At 59.0% G+C, this 17,019-nt stretch carries 15 protein-coding genes; 10 read left to right on the plus strand and 5 right to left on the minus strand.

Annotation, left to right across the window (positions count from 1 at the left end; translation table 11 throughout):
• Nucleotides 1-916: 916 nt before the first annotated feature.
• The 9 genes from ribD (at nucleotide 917) to ACKF11_RS09975 (ending at nucleotide 11,820) form a co-directional block, all read left to right on the plus strand.
• Nucleotides 917-2,041 (plus strand): bifunctional diaminohydroxyphosphoribosylaminopyrimidine deaminase/5-amino-6-(5-phosphoribosylamino)uracil reductase RibD, encoded by a 1,125-nt coding sequence (ribD, locus tag ACKF11_RS09935; RefSeq protein ID WP_407996927.1) that lies wholly within the window; start codon nucleotides 917-919, stop codon nucleotides 2,039-2,041.
• 10 nt (nucleotides 2,042-2,051) lie between these two features.
• On the plus strand, nucleotides 2,052-2,852 hold the full coding sequence (locus ACKF11_RS09940) for a TatD family hydrolase (protein ID WP_407996928.1): 801 nt from the start codon (nucleotides 2,052-2,054) through the stop codon (nucleotides 2,850-2,852).
• 591 nt (nucleotides 2,853-3,443) lie between these two features.
• Nucleotides 3,444-4,571: an S-methyl-5-thioribose-1-phosphate isomerase gene (gene mtnA / locus ACKF11_RS09945; protein WP_407996929.1), complete on the plus strand. Its 1,128-nt coding sequence runs from the start codon at nucleotides 3,444-3,446 to the stop codon at nucleotides 4,569-4,571.
• A gap of 9 nt (nucleotides 4,572-4,580) precedes the next feature.
• Nucleotides 4,581-6,044, plus strand: coding sequence for an NAD(P)H-hydrate dehydratase (locus ACKF11_RS09950; RefSeq protein WP_407996930.1), 1,464 nt, complete (start codon nucleotides 4,581-4,583; stop codon nucleotides 6,042-6,044).
• A 183-nt stretch (nucleotides 6,045-6,227) separates the two neighbouring features.
• A complete protein-coding gene (gene pyrG, locus ACKF11_RS09955) occupies nucleotides 6,228-7,856 on the plus strand; it encodes a CTP synthase (protein WP_407996931.1) in 1,629 nt (542 codons plus the stop codon).
• A gap of 5 nt (nucleotides 7,857-7,861) precedes the next feature.
• Nucleotides 7,862-8,701, plus strand: a complete 840-nt coding sequence (gene kdsA / locus ACKF11_RS09960; protein WP_407996932.1) for a 3-deoxy-8-phosphooctulonate synthase — start codon at nucleotides 7,862-7,864, stop codon at nucleotides 8,699-8,701.
• 42 nt (nucleotides 8,702-8,743) lie between these two features.
• Nucleotides 8,744-10,027 carry a phosphopyruvate hydratase gene (eno, locus tag ACKF11_RS09965; protein WP_407996933.1) on the plus strand — a complete coding sequence of 428 codons (1,284 nt, stop codon included), beginning with the start codon at nucleotides 8,744-8,746 and terminating at the stop codon, nucleotides 10,025-10,027.
• On the plus strand, nucleotides 10,024-10,344 hold the full coding sequence (gene ftsB / locus ACKF11_RS09970) for a cell division protein FtsB (protein ID WP_407996934.1): 321 nt from the start codon (nucleotides 10,024-10,026) through the stop codon (nucleotides 10,342-10,344). Before eno ends, ftsB begins: the two co-directional genes overlap by 4 nt.
• A gap of 21 nt (nucleotides 10,345-10,365) precedes the next feature.
• On the plus strand, nucleotides 10,366-11,820 hold the full coding sequence (locus ACKF11_RS09975) for a sensor domain-containing diguanylate cyclase (protein WP_407996935.1): 1,455 nt from the start codon (nucleotides 10,366-10,368) through the stop codon (nucleotides 11,818-11,820).
• Nucleotides 11,821-11,847: 27 nt separating this feature from the next.
• Here ACKF11_RS09975 and ACKF11_RS09980 read toward each other — a convergent pair whose 3' ends face one another.
• From ACKF11_RS09980 to ygfZ, 3 genes are all read right to left on the minus strand, one after another.
• Nucleotides 11,848-12,309, minus strand: a complete 462-nt coding sequence (locus ACKF11_RS09980) for a TlpA family protein disulfide reductase (RefSeq protein ID WP_407996936.1) — start codon at nucleotides 12,307-12,309, stop codon at nucleotides 11,848-11,850.
• Nucleotides 12,310-12,324: 15 nt separating this feature from the next.
• Nucleotides 12,325-14,463, minus strand: coding sequence for a TonB-dependent receptor plug domain-containing protein (locus ACKF11_RS09985; protein ID WP_407996937.1), 2,139 nt, complete (start codon nucleotides 14,461-14,463; stop codon nucleotides 12,325-12,327).
• Nucleotides 14,464-14,568: 105 nt separating this feature from the next.
• A complete protein-coding gene (gene ygfZ / locus ACKF11_RS09990; protein WP_407996938.1) occupies nucleotides 14,569-15,573 on the minus strand; it encodes a CAF17-like 4Fe-4S cluster assembly/insertion protein YgfZ in 1,005 nt (334 codons plus the stop codon).
• A 14-nt stretch (nucleotides 15,574-15,587) separates the two neighbouring features.
• Here ygfZ and ACKF11_RS09995 point away from each other — a divergent pair, with 14 nt between their 5' ends.
• On the plus strand, nucleotides 15,588-16,076 hold the full coding sequence (locus ACKF11_RS09995; RefSeq protein WP_407996939.1) for a protein YgfX: 489 nt from the start codon (nucleotides 15,588-15,590) through the stop codon (nucleotides 16,074-16,076).
• A 77-nt stretch (nucleotides 16,077-16,153) separates the two neighbouring features.
• Here ACKF11_RS09995 and ACKF11_RS10000 read toward each other — a convergent pair whose 3' ends face one another.
• Both ACKF11_RS10000 and ACKF11_RS10005 read right to left on the minus strand, forming a co-directional pair.
• Nucleotides 16,154-16,528: a hypothetical protein gene (locus ACKF11_RS10000; RefSeq protein WP_309566471.1), complete on the minus strand. Its 375-nt coding sequence runs from the start codon at nucleotides 16,526-16,528 to the stop codon at nucleotides 16,154-16,156.
• 159 nt (nucleotides 16,529-16,687) lie between these two features.
• Nucleotides 16,688-17,005 carry a chaperone modulator CbpM gene (locus tag ACKF11_RS10005; protein WP_309566469.1) on the minus strand — a complete coding sequence of 106 codons (318 nt, stop codon included), beginning with the start codon at nucleotides 17,003-17,005 and terminating at the stop codon, nucleotides 16,688-16,690.
• Nucleotides 17,006-17,019: the final 14 nt, after the last annotated feature.

Genomic DNA, 17,019 nt, shown 5'->3' on the forward strand with positions numbered 1-17,019 from the left:
CAGTGATTTGGAGTGGTGCTTTTTTGTATTGATAGTTAAGAAGTAGGGGCGCCCTTGATTGTGATTTGACGGGAAGATGGTTTTCGTCCTGCCGGGCGAGTCGCTTTTCTTTGCTTCGTCAAAGGAAAGTGACCAAAAGGAGATGAAGGCACACACAATTGAGGGCGAGCGCAGCGATGCCAAGTGTTGGCTTTTCCTCCCGTCTGGCTGCGCCGAGTAGCGCAGCTTTTAATGGATTAAGGACTGGCGTCTGTCTGAGTGCTAGCGAGTTCAGCCAGTCCCCATTAAAAGCGAGCAACGCAGGTTGCCCGGAACAACGTTCCGGGACGCAGACAATCGGGTCGCCTTTTGGCTCCGCCGAAACTGCGTTTTCTTTCGTACCTTTCTTTTGGCGAAGCAAAAGAAAGGTACTCGCCCGGCGAGGCGAAAGCCATCCTCTCGCAATCACCGCATGGATGCGAACTAAAAACCGTTGAGTTTGATTAGGTTTGAGGGTTGGAGCTTGGATAGTAAGTTAAGCAACCATGGTCTTGACCACTATCGCAGGTGATTGACCCATTGCCTTTCGCTTGCCAGCGAGTTCCTTTATTTTGCTTCGCCAAAATAAAGGAACCAAACAAAAGGCGACCCCGGAGTCTGCACGGGCGCTGCGCTCCCGGTCCCCTGCGTTGCTCAATCTGTCTGGGAGCTTGCTGAACTCGCTATCGCTCAGACAGACGCAAGCTCTTTTTCCAGCCAGATTTCCGCTACTCGGCGCAGCCAGACGGGGAAACCAAAATCAAAAGCAACTTGACTTCGCTACGCTCGCCCTTGGGTTTGTGGCGGGCAGGCCCGCTGTTGATGTTTGATATTAAGGGCTGCGTGCACTGCTGCTCTCCGCTTGTCTCCCGCCCTTGCCAGCACTTATCATGACAGCATGAACACCTTTATTTCCCCGGAATTTTCCGCCAGCGACCATCACTATATGAATCTTGCCTTGCGCGAGGCGGCGCGCGGCTTGTACGGCACCAGCCCCAACCCGCGCGTTGGCTGCGTGATCGTCAAGGATGGTAGAGTGGTGGGGCATGGCGCGCATCTCAGGGCGGGCGAGCCGCATGCGGAGGTGCATGCCTTGAGGATGGCCGGGGAGCAGGCGGCAGGTGCGGACGCCTACGTTACCCTGGAGCCGTGCAGTCATTTCGGGCGTACGCCGCCATGTGCCGACGCCTTGATCAAGGCGGGCGTCAGGCGCGTAGTCGCCGCCATGCAGGACCCCAATCCGGTGGTGTCGGGCAACGGGCTGAGGCGGCTGGCAGAACATGGTATCGAGGTTGCCTCTGGTTTGCTCGAACATGAAGCCAGGGTATTGAATGCTGGGTTCATTTCGCGCATGACCAGGCAACGCCCCTGGGTGCGCAGCAAGATCGCCGCCAGCCTGGACGGCAAGACCGGCCTGAGCAACGGGCAGAGCAAATGGATCACCGGGCCCTCGGCCCGCCAGCATGTACAGCAATGGCGAGCGCAATCCTGCGCGATACTCACCGGCGTCGGCACCGTGCTTGCCGACGATCCGCTGCTAACCGTGCGGGATGAAGGGCTTCTGCAGGCGCGGCATGGCATCCAGCCCTGGCGCGTGATCGTCGATAGCCAATTGCGCACCCTGCCCTCTGCCGCGACGCTGTCGGCCGGCCGGGTGCTGATTGCCCATGCGGCGAGCCTGCCTGCACAGGAAAAGGCCTTGCGTGATGCTGGTGCCGAATTAATAGCGCTACCTGGCCAGGCAGGGCAGGTAGACCTCGAGGGCCTGCTGCAAGCCTTGGCCCAGCGGCAGATCAACGAAGTGATGGTGGAGGCGGGCGCGGTGTTGAATGGCGGCCTGCTGCAAGCCGGGCTGGTTGACGAGTTGCTGCTGTATTACGCACCAGTGCTGCTGGGCGGAGATGCGCGCGACATGTTCGCCATGCCTGCGTTGCAGGACATGCAGCAGAAGATTCAATTGCAGACGCTGGATTCGCGCCAGGTGGGTGCAGACTGGTTCGTGCGCGCCAAGCCTGTGAAGTGACGGCGGGCTCATGCTGATCGATACCCATTGCCACCTTGATGCGCCCGAGTTCGACCATGACCGTGCGGAGATGGTGCAGGCTGCTTTGCAGGCGGGAGTCGGCATCATCGTGGTGCCGGCGGTCGTGCGCAGCAATTTCGTCGCGGTGCAGGAGCTTGCAGCGTGTTACCCGGGCTGTGCGATGGCGCTGGGCATACATCCTTTATTCGTCGAGCAGTCGCAACCGCAGGACCTGGAAATCCTGGCAGGGGAAATCGCGCGCAACCGCGACGAGGTGGTTGCCGTGGGGGAAATCGGCCTGGATTTCTTCATCGAGCATTACGATCGCGAGCTCCAGGAGTTTTACTTCGTCGAGCAGCTCAAGCTGGCGCGGGAATACGACCTGCCGGTGCTGTTGCATGTCAGGCGCTCTGTGGACCAGGTATTGAAGCAGGTGCGGCGGTTCAAGGTGCGGGGCATTGCCCATGCGTTCAACGGCAGCCTGCAGCAGGCGCAGGAATTCATCAAGCTGGGCTTCAAGCTGGGGTTCGGCGGGGCCATGACCTATGACCGCGCACTCAAGATACGCCACCTGGCGCAGGCGTTGCCGCTGGAAACCATCGTGCTGGAAACCGATGCGCCTGACATCCCCCCCTCATGGCTGGGTCATCATGGACGCAATCAGCCGGATCAGCTTGTGCGGATTGCCCAGGTATTGGCGGAAATCAGGCGCGAAGATGTCGAATCGATCATGAAAAAAACCACTCAAAATGCGCTTGACATTTTGCCCGGGCTGGCGAATTTATACACACCACCTCAAGTGATACTTTAAAGCCTGTTAAAAAATGTTAACAATCCAATGGCTTACAATAAGTGATTGATTTTAAATGATTAATAAATAAGTTCATTTTTTGGGCGATAAAAAAAAACCATTATGGATTGGGACGTTACACTTTTAAGTCACAGCTATCCACAAAATTATCCACAGAATTTGTGGATAGCTCAGCAGATAGCGAATAGGCGCATTTGAGGTGCTAATATTGGTCCGGCAATGTTGGACGGCGTATGCCGGGTTGATGAAGCGAAAAGTCCGGAATTGCCATTAGAAAAATAAAGTTTCATTCTCATGACAGTTTTAATTTCATTTTTGCTGGATTGGCCCATTGCCATAGTTCTTGCCGATCAATTTACGGTCAGTTGTGCACACAAGCTCAAGTAATACTTAAGCTTTTTGCAAGAACCTTAACAAATCCAATGACATACTAAATTTTATTAAAAATCAATAGCTTATTATTTAGTGCAAAAAGTGGGCAAATTGAAAATTTCCTTTTAATTACAATAGTTACAATTTCAAGTCGCCTCTATCCACAAAATTATCCACAGAATTTGTGGATAGTAATATTTCTTGTTTCCAAATGGAAAAATGAACATAGGTCAACAACAATTTCGCACCATTTGGCCGCTCATTCAGGAAGAGGGCGGCCACGCTTTGCATCGCGTGGCCATCATCGACCAGACGGCGCTGCCGCATGAATGGCGTATCGTCACGCTGGACTCGGTGCAGCAGATGGCGGACGCCATCCGCAGGATGCAGGTGCGCGGCGCTCCCTTGATCGGGGCCGCCGCCGCTTATGGGATGGCGTTGGCAAGCCGGCATTCCGCAAGCGACGGTAATTTGCAGGCGGCAGCCTCCTGCTTGCTGGCCAGCAGGCCGACAGCCGTGAACTTGCGCTGGGCGGTGGAACGCATGATGCGGAAGATGACGGTGGTGGCCGAACCGTTGCGCTGTGAACATGCCTGGCGGGAAGCGGCGCAGATCGCCGATGAAGACGTGCGCATCAACCAGGCGATCGGGCGGCACGGGCTGGCCTTGCTGCAAGCATTGGCGGCGGACAGGCCGCGGCGGCTCAATATCCTCACGCACTGTAATGCCGGCTGGTTGGCGACCGTGGATTGGGGAACGGCGCTGGCCCCTGTCTATGCCGCCTTTGATGCCGGCATGGATGTCCATGTATGGGTGGATGAAACCCGACCGCGCAACCAGGGCGCCAGCCTGACGGCCTGGGAGCTGCAGCAGCACGGCGTGCCCTATACCGTAGTGTGCGACAATGCAGGCGGGCACCTGATGCAGCAAGGCAAGGTGGATTGCGTGATCGTGGGAGCGGATCGCGTTACGCGCACCGGCGATGTCTGCAACAAGATAGGCACCTACCTCAAGGCGCTGGCTGCGGCGGACAACGGGGTGCCGTTCTACGCTGCAGTGCCGACGCCGACAATAGACTGGCAGATTGCCGATGCGAAAGATATCCCGATCGAAGAGCGGGACGCCGATGAAATCCACATGGTGGCCGGGCGGGCGGAAAACGGATGCACGGCCAGCGTGCGCGTGACACCGGAAGGCAGCGCGGCAGCCAATCCCGCGTTCGATGTGACGCCCGCGCGGCTGGTAACTTCCATCATTACCGAGCATGGCTGCTATGCACCAGGCCGTCTAGGCGATATCCTGCAGATTGTCGATGCAACAATCAATCCAGTAACCAGCAACCATTGAAGCCGGCCCATGAATCCTTTATATGATCTAGTTCAACTGCGGGAAATCGAGCAGTGGTATGCTGCCGATGGTTTGATGGAAAAAGCCGGCCTGGCGGCCGCCGGCATGGCGCGCAAGCTGCTGCGCGAGCATGAATACAGCGTGCTGGTGCTGGCAGGGCCGGGAAACAACGGCGGCGACGCACTGGTCGCCGCACGCCATCTGAAGGCGGCTTGGCACCAGGTGACCGTGGTGTTTACCGGCGACCGGGCCAAGCTGCCTGCCGATGCGGCCGCCGCCTACGATGCATGGGTTGTCGCAGGCGGCGAGTTGCGTACTGAAATCCCGCCGCACGGTCGTTGGCAATTGGTGATCGACGGCTTGTTCGGGATCGGCTTGTCCCGGGAGCTGGACACCCGCTATTGCGGGCTGATCGGGCAGGTGAACGCGCTGGGCCTGCCTGTGCTGGCAGTGGATATTCCCAGCGGCTTGTGCACGGCGACAGGGCGCGTGCTCGGCGCTGTCATCAAGGCCAGTCATACATTGAGCTTCATCGGCCTCAAGCCCGGCTTGTTCACCCTGGATGGTCCCGATCATGCGGGCGAGGTCCATCTTGAGACGCTGGGGCTGGAGATCGATAATGTCCGGGCTGCTGGATCATTGATCGACCAACCTCCAGCCTTGCCCTTGCCGAGAAAGCTGAACAGCCACAAAGGCAGCCACGGCAGCGTTGGGGTGGTCGGCGGCGCGCAGCATATGGCAGGCGCCGCCATTCTCGCTTCCAGGGCAGCGCTGCTGCTGGGGGCAGGGAGGGTGTATTGCGGCCTGCTCGCAAGCCAGCCTTTGGCGCTGGATACGGCGCAGGCGGAACTGATGCTGCGCGATGCCGCCAGTGTGCCGACGTTGTCCAACGTATTGGCAGTCGGGCCCGGCATGGGGGTCTCGAGCGCAGCGATGGCGATTCTGCATGAGGTGCTGGCACATCCGCAATCCTTGGTGCTGGACGCGGATGCGCTGAACCTGGTGGCAGAACACCCCGAACTTCAGCAGAAATTAAAATGGCGCGCTGCAGGCAGCACGGTACTGACCCCGCATCCCGGCGAGGCGGCCCGCCTGCTCGGCTGCAGCAACGCCGAAGTGCAGGCCGACCGCATTGCCAGCGCGCTGAAGCTTGCCCATGGATATCAGGTCGCCGTCGTCCTCAAGGGTTGCGGCAGCATCATTGCCCTGCCGGACGGGCGCTGGTTCGTCAACCGGAGCGGCAATCCCGGCATGGCGAGTGCGGGCATGGGCGATATCTTGTGCGGCATCATTGCCGCCTTGCTTGCGCAGTCCATGGACATGGAGCAGGCGGTGTTGCTCGGGGTTTACCTGCATGGCGCCGCCGCCGATGCCTTGGTCGGGCGCGGTATCGGCCCAATCGGCCTGACTGCCGGCGAGGTGGCGTCGTCCGCAAGGGAATTGCTCAACCGCTGGGTGTACGGCAAGGCTTGAGGCTCTGCAACAGGGATCGTCAAGGCAGCTCCTGAAGCGATCATTCAAGTATTGATCCTTACTGGTTGAATATTAATCATAAGGGCTTCCGAGCCGCTGTGTTGGCGGATTTTCCCATTTGTCGGCAATAGGCGTTTGCAGTAAAATCTAGCCCCGTCCGCAATGTCCCAAAGTTTTTATTCCATGACCAAATTCGTATTCGTTACCGGCGGGGTTGTTTCCTCATTAGGTAAAGGCATTGCAGCTGCCAGCTTAGGCGCAATTCTAGAGTCGCGTGGCATCAAAGTGACCATGCTCAAGCTTGACCCCTACATCAACGTCGACCCGGGCACCATGAGCCCGTTCCAGCACGGCGAGGTGTTCGTCACCGACGACGGCGCCGAGACTGACCTCGACCTGGGCCATTACGAGCGCTTCATCAGCGCGCGCATGGGCAAGCGCAACAACTTCACCACCGGCCAGATCTACGAAACCGTGATCAAGAAGGAGCGCCGCGGCGAATATCTGGGCAAGACCGTGCAGGTGATTCCGCACATCACCGACGAGATCAAGGCGCACGTGAAGCGCGGCGCCGAAGGCGCCGACGTGGCGATTGTCGAAGTCGGCGGCACGGTGGGCGACATCGAGTCCCTGCCTTTCCTCGAAGCCATCCGCCAGATGGGCATCGAGGAAGGCCGCACCAATACCTGTTTCATGCACCTGACGCTGCTGCCGTGGATTCCCACCGCAGGCGAGCTCAAGACCAAGCCTACCCAGCATTCCGTGAAGGAGCTGCGCGAGATCGGTATCCAGCCCGATATCCTGCTCTGCCGCGCGGACCGCGCCATTCCCGAGGACGAAAAGCGCAAGATCGCCTTGTTCACCAACGTGCCGCACGAGGCGGTGATCTCGGTGGTGGACGCCGACAGTATTTACAGCATTCCCCGCATGCTGCACGAGCAGATGCTGGACGAGATCGTCTGTCACAAGCTCAACCTGCTAGCGCGCGCAGCGGACCTGTCGAGCTGGAACCGCATCGTGCATACGCTCAAGAACCCCAAGCATGAGGTCAATATCGCCTTCGTCGGCAAGTATGTAGACCTGACAGAATCCTATAAGTCGCTGACCGAAGCCTTGATCCATGCCGGCATCCATAACGAATCCAAGGTCAATATCCACTATATCGATTCCGAGGACGTGGAAAAGCAGGGCACCGGCGAACTCGAAAAGATGGACGCCATCCTGGTGCCGGGCGGTTTCGGCAAGCGCGGGACGGAAGGCAAGATCGCCGCGATCCGCTATGCACGCGAAAGCAAGACACCATACCTGGGCATTTGCCTGGGCATGCAGCTGGCCGTGATCGAGTTTGCGCGCAATGTCGCCAAGCTCGAGAATGCCAACAGCACCGAGTTCGACCCCAAGACCCCGCATCCGCTGGTGGGCCTGATTACCGAGTGGAAGAACGCCGACGGCAAGGTGGAGCAACGCAGCGAGGATTCCGACCTCGGCGGCACCATGCGCCTGGGCGCGCAGAAGTGTCCTATCGTGCCGGATACCAAGGCGTTTGCCATTTACGGCGCCGAAGTCAACGAGCGCCACCGCCACCGCTACGAAGTCAACAACAACTATGTGGAGAAGCTGGAAAAGGCCGGCCTGGTGGTGTCGGCGCGTACGCCGACCGAGCAGCTCTGTGAAATGGTCGAATTGCCAAGCGACGTGCATCCCTGGTTCGTCGCCTGCCAGTTCCACCCTGAATTCACTTCCAATCCACGCAGCGGGCATCCCTTGTTCAATGCCTATATTGCAGCGGCCCTGGCCAACAGAAAGGCGTAACCAACATGCAGCTTTGCGGTTTTGAGGTTGGCATAGACCAGCCCTTGTTCCTGATTGCCGGCCCATGCGTGATCGAATCGCAGGAAATGGCGATCGAGACGGCAGGCCAGCTCAAAGAGCTGACGGCTGCCTTGGGCATCAATTTCATCTACAAGTCCTCCTACGACAAGGCCAACCGCAGCTCCAACAAGACCTTCCGCGGTTTCGGCATGGACGAGGGCTTGAAGATTCTCGACGAAGTGCGCCGCCAGATCGGCGTGCCCATCCTCACCGACGTGCATACCGAAGAGCAGGTGCCGCACGTGGCCGCGGTGGTGGACGTCTTGCAGACGCCGGCCTTCCTCTGCCGCCAGACCGACTTCATCACCGCATGCGCCAAGTCCGGCAAGCCGGTGAACATCAAGAAGGGCCAGTTCCTGGCGCCCGGCGACATGAAGCAGGTGGTGCAGAAGGCGAAGGAGGCCAACGGCGGCGCGGATACCATCATGGTGTGCGAGCGCGGCGCTTCTTTTGGCTACAATACTTTAGTCTCTGACATGCGTGGACTCGCCATTATGCGCGAGACGAATTGCCCGGTAGTGTTCGATGCCACGCATTCAGTCCAGCAGCCTGGCGGCCAGGGGGACAAGAGCGGCGGCCAGCGCGAGTTCGTGCCTGTGCTGGCGCGTGCCGCAGTCGCCAGCGGCGTGGCAGGGGTGTTCATGGAAACCCATCCAGACCCTGCCAAAGCCTTGTCCGACGGCCCGAACGCCTGGCCTTTGTCCAAGATGAAGGCCTTGCTGGAAGTGTTGGTCGACCTCGACCGTGTGGTGAAAAAAGCCGGGTTCATTGAGCATACCCTGTAAGCCGGCATAAGAAATCCAAATCTAAAATTGAGGAAATAAAGCATGAGTGCAATTGTTGATATTATTGCCCGCGAGATCATCGATTCCCGCGGCAACCCCACTGTCGAGGTAGATGTCCTGCTCGAGTCCGGCGTGATCGGCCGTGCGGCCGTGCCTTCCGGCGCCTCCACCGGCACCAAGGAAGCGGTCGAGCTGCGCGACGGCGACGCCGCGCGTTACCTCGGCAAGGGCGTGTTGCAGGCGGTCGAGAACGTCAATACCGAAATCACCGAAGCCATCATCGGCCTCGACGTGGAAGAGCAGAGCTTCATCGACCAGACCCTGATCGACCTTGACGGCACCGAGAACAAGAGCCGCCTGGGCGCCAATGCGATTCTCGCGGTCTCCATGGCCTGCGCCCGTGCAGCGGCTGAAGAGTCCGGCCTGCCGCTTTACCGCTACCTTGGCGGTTCCGGCTTCATGCAACTGCCTACCCCGATGATGAACATCATCAACGGTGGCGCGCATGCCGAAAACAGCGTGGACATGCAGGAATTCATGATCATCCCTGCCGGCCTGCCGACATTCCGCGAAGCCCTGCGCGCCGGTGCGGAGGTGTTCCATGCCTTGAAGAAAATCCTGCACAACGAAGGCTTGGCGACCACCGTGGGCGACGAAGGCGGTTTTGCACCCGACCTGCCGTCCAACGAAGCCGCGATCCAGTACATCCTGCAGGCGATCACTGCCGCCGGCTACGAGCCGGGACGCGACATCCTGCTGGGTCTGGATTGCGCCAGCTCCGAGTTCTACAAGGACGGCCTCTACCACCTGGAGTCCGAAGGCCTGCAACTGACGTCGGAGCAGTTCACCGACTACCTGGCGACCTGGGTCGACAAGTACCCCATCGTCAGCATTGAGGACGGCATGTCCGAGCATGACTGGGACGGCTGGAAGCTGCTGACCGACCGCATCGGCAAGAAGGTGCAGCTGGTGGGCGACGACTTGTTCGTGACCAACGCCAAGATTCTGCGTGAAGGCATCCAGAAGGGCGTGGGCAACTCCGTGTTGATCAAGGTCAACCAGATCGGCACCCTGACCGAGACCTTCACCACCATCGAGACCGCCAAGCGCGCCGGCTACACCGCCGTCATCTCGCACCGTTCCGGCGAGACCGAGGACACCACGATTGCGGATATCTCGGTCGCGACCAATGCATTGCAGATCAAGACCGGCTCCCTGTCGCGTTCCGAGCGCATCGCCAAGTACAACCAGCTGCTGCGTATCGAGGAAGAGCTCGGCGATGCCACCAGCTATGCAGGCAAAGAAGCGTTCTATAACCTGAAGTGAAATTCCTCACCCTCATCTTCGTGGCCCTGATTGCCTTGCTGCAGTATCCGCTGTGGCTGGGCAAGGGCAGCTGGCTGAGGGTGTGGGACCTGAACCAGAAGATCGTTGCGCAGAAGAGCAGCAATGCCGAATTGAAACTGCGCAACGATACCCTGGACGCTGAAGTGCGCGACCTCAAGCAGGGCAATACCGCGATCGAGGAGCGTGCGCGCAGCGAACTGGGCATGATCAAGCAGGACGAAGTGTTCTATCAGGTGATAGACCAGCTTCCCAGCAAGCCGGCTCCCCAGCCTGTGGCGCCTCCCGGCGCGCAATGAGCTTTTGTCTAGCCGACTTTCATGAGCAGACATAAGCTAATTTTCCTCATCATCGCCATCCTGGCAACCGGTTTCATCGCCACCTCGGTGGTGAGCTACCAGGTGTCGCGGATGTCCATCCACAACGCGATCGTCGACAGCACGCTGCCGCTCAGCTCCGATAACATCTATTCAGAAATCCAGAAGGACCTCATCCGGCCGATTTTCGTGTCGTCCATGATGGCCTCGGATACCTTCCTGCGCGACTGGATTCTCGACGGCGAAGAGGATGTGGGCAAAATCAGCCGCTACCTGCAGGAAGTGCAGAGCCAATACGGCGCATTCATCAGTTTCCTGGTGTCGGAGCGCACGAGCAACTACTACTACGGCAAGGGCTTGCTGAAGCAAGTGCAAGCCGATGAAGAGCGGGATGCCTGGTATTACCGCGTACGCGACATGCGCAATTCCTATGAGATCAATGTGGACCGGGACATGGCGCATGCCGACGCCCTGACCATCTTCATCAATTACCGGGTGCTGGATTATGACAACCAGTACCTGGGCGCGGTAGGCGTCGGCCTGACCGTGGACTCGGTGCAGAAGCTGATCAGCCATTACCAGCGCCGCTTCAAGCGCGACGTCTATTTCGTCGACGCCTCCGGCCTGATCCGCCTGTCGGGCAGCAAGCACCAGGTGGTCGGCCAGAACATCAACCAACAGCCTGCGCTTGCCGGCATCTTCCAGCAAGTGCTCGACACGGCAAAAGACGATACTCACGGCGGCAGTTTCCAGTACGAGGACGCGGAGACGAAGCAACTCATCAATATTCGCTATATCCCGGAGCTGCACTGGTACTTGTTCGTCGGGCAGGATGAGCTGGAAGCAACCAGCGATATCCGCCAGGCGCTGCAGATCAACCTGTTGCTATGCCTGGTCGTGACCGCGATCGTCGTCGCGCTTACCCATGTGGCGTTGCGATGCTACCAGGACAAGCTGGAGACTATGGCGACGACGGATACCCTCACCGGCTTGCCCAACCGCCGCGCATTCGACGTAGTGATCAATGTCTTCCTCAATGAAAACGAGCGTGCGCGCAGCACCTTGGCGTTCATCGTGCTGGACGTGGATCATTTCAAGTCCATCAACGACAAGTTGGGACATCTGGGCGGCGACCATGTGCTGAACGTGGTGGCGCGTACCATCAAGGCCAATACCCGCGCCGCGGATTTCGTGTGCCGCTGGGGCGGGGAGGAGTTCCTCATCGTGATCAAGGATTGCGACGAGCACAACGCTATGCTGCTGGCCGAGAAAATCCGCAGCGCCATCGAAGACGAGCTTGTCGCCTACCAAGGCAGCCAAGTCGCGATGACGGCCAGCTTGGGCGTCGCCGTTGCCCGTGCTGGAGAGAAGCTGGAGCCGGTGCTGGAGCGTGCCGACAAGGCCATGTATGCCGCCAAGACGGCAGGGCGCAACCAGGTCCATTTAGGCAGTATTTAATTTAGGCCGGATTGGGGTATTGCCGCATCAGCGGCATAATGCCGGAATCCGCGCCATATCCTCCGGGCTCAATGCCCCGGTCTTGCGGAAACATATCGCCTGCCTGCTATCCAGCACCACGGTAAAGGGCAGCGCGCCGATCTTGTTGCCTGCCTTGCGCATCAGGCCTGCGACGTTCATGCCCGACCGCAGTACCGTGGACTGCACCGGGTGCTGCTCAAGGAAGCGCTGCGCCATGGCGGCGCTATCCGTATTGACCAGCAAAACGCTCCAATCCGGGCGTTGGGCCGCGAATTGATCGAGCATCGGCAGTTCCGCCACGCACGGCGGACAATCCACACCCCAGAAATTGACTAGCACCTGCTTGGCGGCCTGGCGCAATTCGATAAAGCGCGTGCCGTCCAGTGTCGGCAGCTTGAAATCCAAGGCCGGTTCCGCAGCGGCATGGCTGCTTGCCATCAACAGCGATATGAAGAGCAGTCTGCGCATCTATCGGCGATCCAGTCAGAAATTCAGCTTGAGCCCGGCGTAGAGATAGCGGCCGCGGCCCGGGCCCCATAAATGCGTGAAGTCCACGTTGCCCGCGCCGTCGATCCAGAGAAAGTTTTCCTTGTTGACCTGCTGGTAGTCGAACAGGTTGTCGGCGCCGGCATAGAGCGCCACGGTCTTGTTGACCTGGTATTCCGCACGTACGTCGGTGGTGGCGTAGGAAGGGCTATGGTCGCGCTTGCGGCTGCCGTCGAAGTTGTAGCGCGGATTGTTGGCGTAATCGTAGAACTTGGCGAGATCATGCGTGCCAGTCCAGTTGACGCGCAGGTAGGCGGTCCATGGACCTTGCTCATAATCCACAGTAAAGAAAGCGCGCGCCTTGGGTCGGGAAAAGATCAGCGTCCCGGGCGTAAACTCATAATGAAAACGTTCCCCGCCGACACTGACCACCGTGCTGGGCGTGAGCTGATAGGAAAGGTTGAAATCAATGCCCTGTACCACCACCTTATCAGGCGAATTCTCGAACAAAGTGACCGTACCGGTGCCGCCAGCCGGATCAGGTTCGCCCGGCGTCAGGATCGCCATATCATGGATGCGGTTGTAATTGTATGAGCTGACCACCGCCAGCCTCTCGTCGGCATAACTCAAGGCATAGCTGAGGTTGTCGGATTTCTCCGGCTTGCTCAGCAGCCGGATGATGCGGATGTCGTCGAGGATGCCGTGATCCTGCTCGAAGAAGCTGGTGGGCGCGCGAAAGCCGCGTCCTACACTGAAACGGCTTGCGACTTCATCAGTATGGTGGTAGAGCAGATTGAGCCGCGGCGAGGTGATGGTGCCGAACACATTGTGGTCGTCCGCGCGCACCGAGGCATTGAGTTCCAGCTTGTCTTCAAGGAAAGTGCGGTAGGCCTGCAGGAACATGGCCGGGGTGCGGTAGCGGTAATTGTCCACGCCCCGCACGAAGTCATCCTGCGCCGCGGAGTAGCCGTGGCTGCGCAAGTCTTCGTAGCGGTAATTCAGCCCGGCGGTCAGCAGCCAATCCGCCAGCGGAAACTGGTAAGAGGCTTCCAAATAGTATTGCTGCTGCTTGGCCTTATAGGTGGTGATTTCGTAAAAACTGTCCTGCTTGTGCTGGGCGGCGCCGACAGCCAGGCGTAGCTTGCCGTCGCCCAGCTGTTTTTCTGCCGACGTGGTGAACTGCACCCGGTCGGTGAAAATGATTTCCGATAGTCCGGCCCGGCCCAGATCCCAACGCTGGAATCCGCTGCCGTCCGGTGCGAACCAGCCGTTGCTCACAGGCGAGCCATGCCGTCCACGGCTGAAATCGAAAGGATTGCCCGACTGGTCCGCCTTGATGGCACTGTAGCTTTTGCCGAGCGCGCCGCCGTTGCGTTTTTCGTCCACGATGTCCAAGCGGCCGCGTATGGTAAATCCGCCCAGGTCGTCGGCGAACCAGCCTATGCCCAGCATCTTGCGGTCGTAGCCGGTATATTCGGAAACGCCTTCGCCGCTGGCATCCACCGCATCATGGCGGTTCTGGCTGAACGTCGCGGTCAACGCACCGGTGTCCAACGCTTTTGCCAGGTAGCCCTCATACAACCGCGAGCCGAAGTTGCCGCCTTGAATACGCAGCTTGGCGCTATCCTGCTGCGGACGCTTGCTGACGATATTGACCGATCCCGCGAGCGCTTCCGGCGCGATCAGGCTGGCGCCCGCGCCGCGTGCGATATCGATGCGTTCTATGCCCCAGACGCTGACGCTGTCGAGGCCATAGGCCGAGGAGACAGACGAGTAGATGGGGATGCCGTCGATCAGCAATGTGGTATAGCGGCCAGGCAGGTTGTTGAGCAGCACGTTGCGCACGTTGCAGATCGAGCATTCCACCTGCACGGCAATGCCGGGCTGTTTCTCCAGCGCCTCCGTCAGGTTGACGGCGCCGGATTGCTCAATGCGGCGCTCGCTGATGGATTCGGTCTTGACGATGTCGTCGCGCAGCGCGCCGGGCCTGGTCGAACCCTGGTTGGTGCGGCTCTTGATGGTGATCGGCGGGAGCTGTATCTGGGCAGTGTCCTCTTCGGCACGCGGGCTGGATAAGGGCAGCAATCCCAGGCAGAATGAGGCTAGCCATGCGGCAAAAAGTTTAGTGGGTGTCATATGCATCCCTTGAATAAGCGATAATTTATGAAAATGATAATTATTATCGTTTGATGATGCAATCCCTTTTTGACGAAATGGCTTTGTCGCGCTCCTGAAAGCGGATTATTTTTCCAAGGCATAAGGCAGGGATAATAGGGCGAGCTGCTGCCCTTGCCAGCTCAAGCCGCCAGCTTCCACGCTCTCGAGCCGCAATTCGGCAAGGACATCCTGCCCGCCAGCGGGGTTGGGCGCGCTGCGCACGATTTGGCCCGCGGCAATGCCGTTGGCGTCTACGATTTCCTCGCCTGCCGCAGGCTTGGCGTCACCGGCGATATGGGCAAGATGCGTGCGGCGCTTGACCTTGCCTAGGTAGTGCGTGCGTGCGACGATCTCCTGGCCGGTGTAGCAGCCTTTCTTGAAGTTGATGCCGTTCAGCAGGTCGAGATTGACCATTTGCGGCACGAATGCTTCCTGTGTGGCGGCGACGATCTCGGGAATGCCTGCCTGGATTTCGCGCCAGTCCCAATCGGCCTTGTTCGCCGGGACAAGGTGCTGGCTCAATGCGCTCCAGAGTTCGGCAGCCTGCGCGGCCGGGCTGAGCAGCTCGTAACGCGGCAACGCGCCGGGCAGGCGGATGACGGTGATGCCGTCCTGGCTCACCTGGGCATATTCGGTTTCAGGGATATGGCCGAAACGGGTTTTCAATGCCGCTTCCGCCGCATTGCCCGCAATGCCGATGCGCACGGTTTCATCGCTGCGGTCCGCAACCACCACCTTGGAGCGCAATACGTACATGCGCAGCCGCTTTGCGATGGGTTCGAGCAGGCCTCGGTCGAGCTGCAGGTACAATTTGCCATCCTGGGCAAAGGCGAGGAACAGCGCCAGCAAGCGGCCCTTGGGCGAGCAATAGCCGCTGTAATGGCTGCTTTCGCCATCCAGCCTCTTGACGTCATTGGTCACCTGGCCCTGCAGGAACGTGACCGCGTCTTCACCCTCCAGCGACAACAGGCCATAATGCGACAAGTCGGCGATGATGCCGTCGTCAGCCTTGGCCCGGCCGGGGAATTGAATAATGCCGTCCTGCACTGTCGCGCCTTGTTCGGACAGGAATTGCTGCCATGAAGTCATGAATCATCCTCTGAATGAATAAACTGCAGAAAACACCGCACCATTATAGCGTGAAGCCGGCGACCCTGATCCTGGGGGCGTCGCGCTGGCTCGCTTTCCTGTTCCTGTCGATGGGTGCCATCGCCAGTGTTTCCATCATCCTGCTGCCGTGGGCATGGTGGCTGAAAGCCATTCTCATCGCCGGCATCATAGCAGCCATTGCCAGGAAAACTTGGTGCGACGCCTGGCGCAGGCATCCGTCCTCGCCCGTGATGATCGAGCTGGATCATGCGGGCAAGCTTTGGCTCGCCACGCGCAACGGCATGCGTTATCCCGCCCAAGTGCAGGGCAGTACGTTGGTGACGGCGGGCCTGACCGTGCTCAACCTCAAGCTGGAGCATGGGCGGGTTTCATGCGTCATCTTGCCGGACGCCGTGGATGCCGAAGCCTTCCGGCGTTTGCGCGTGTGGCTGCGTTGGCGTGCGCATGAAGACGACGAGGCGGAAGCTGCTGCGGTGAAATGAGGCGGGTTGTCCGGCTTGATCGGCAACAGTGAAAACAAATTTTCCGCAGCGAGGATTGGGCCGGCTTTAACGGATAATCACCTGATGCTGGAGCAACGGCGGTCCCAATAGGTCTCGAACTGGTTTTTCTTGAACTCTTCAACCTCGTATGCAGAATCGGTCGGCTCTATCCACACCGACTCAAAACGCCCGGCTTCCTTGTCGAAAATCTTGATGAAGCGCGTCCATTCGGGTTCATCTGGCCGTTTCACCTCGCCGCAGAGGTTCAAGCTGTCGTCGAATTCCGTCACGATCAGCGCGCGGAATTGAATGCTGTCACGGTTGGATTGCCCATTCAGCATGTCCTGCTTGGCGGCTTCTTCGAATGCTTTTTTATCGGTATAAGGGCGTGCATGGGCTTGGTATTGAAATATCAATATCCAGGCAGACAAGGCGATTGCAATTAACTTCATACAAGTTCCTGAGCATCCAAAGGTTTTGGATTGTAATACATTGCTGAGATTGACTAATGGTCAATCCCATATTGGAGAGCACGGTATAAGCCTGAGCGAGATGTTCCCATCATTGCGGCGCAATGCTTATCGTGATTTCGTCCTACGCGGATTGGAAGCTTAAAACTGCCCTAATTGCCGGCGCAATGCCGCTACTTCCTCCATCAGGTCGACGGCGAGCGCAGCCAGTTGCGGGTCGGCATCGAAGCTGTGCTCCAGGTCGGCAATACGGCGGGCACGCAACAGGGTGGCGCTGGCAAACCGCCATTCGGCGGCAGCGTTACCGTGAGCTGGGTGCAGTACGCCGGCTTCGACATGGGTGAGCACCCATTCGGGTGCCTGGCGCACGCAGTGGGCCAGTTGTTCCAATGTCAGCGCTGCGTCTTCCAGCAGTTCTGTCAGTTCATCGGGTACGAGGGTAGGGGTGTTGGTGGTCATGGGATGGCTCCACA

Source organism: Methylobacillus draconifructus (genome assembly GCF_045984385.1).
Lineage (GTDB): Bacteria > Pseudomonadota > Gammaproteobacteria > Burkholderiales > Methylophilaceae > Methylobacillus > Methylobacillus flagellatus_A.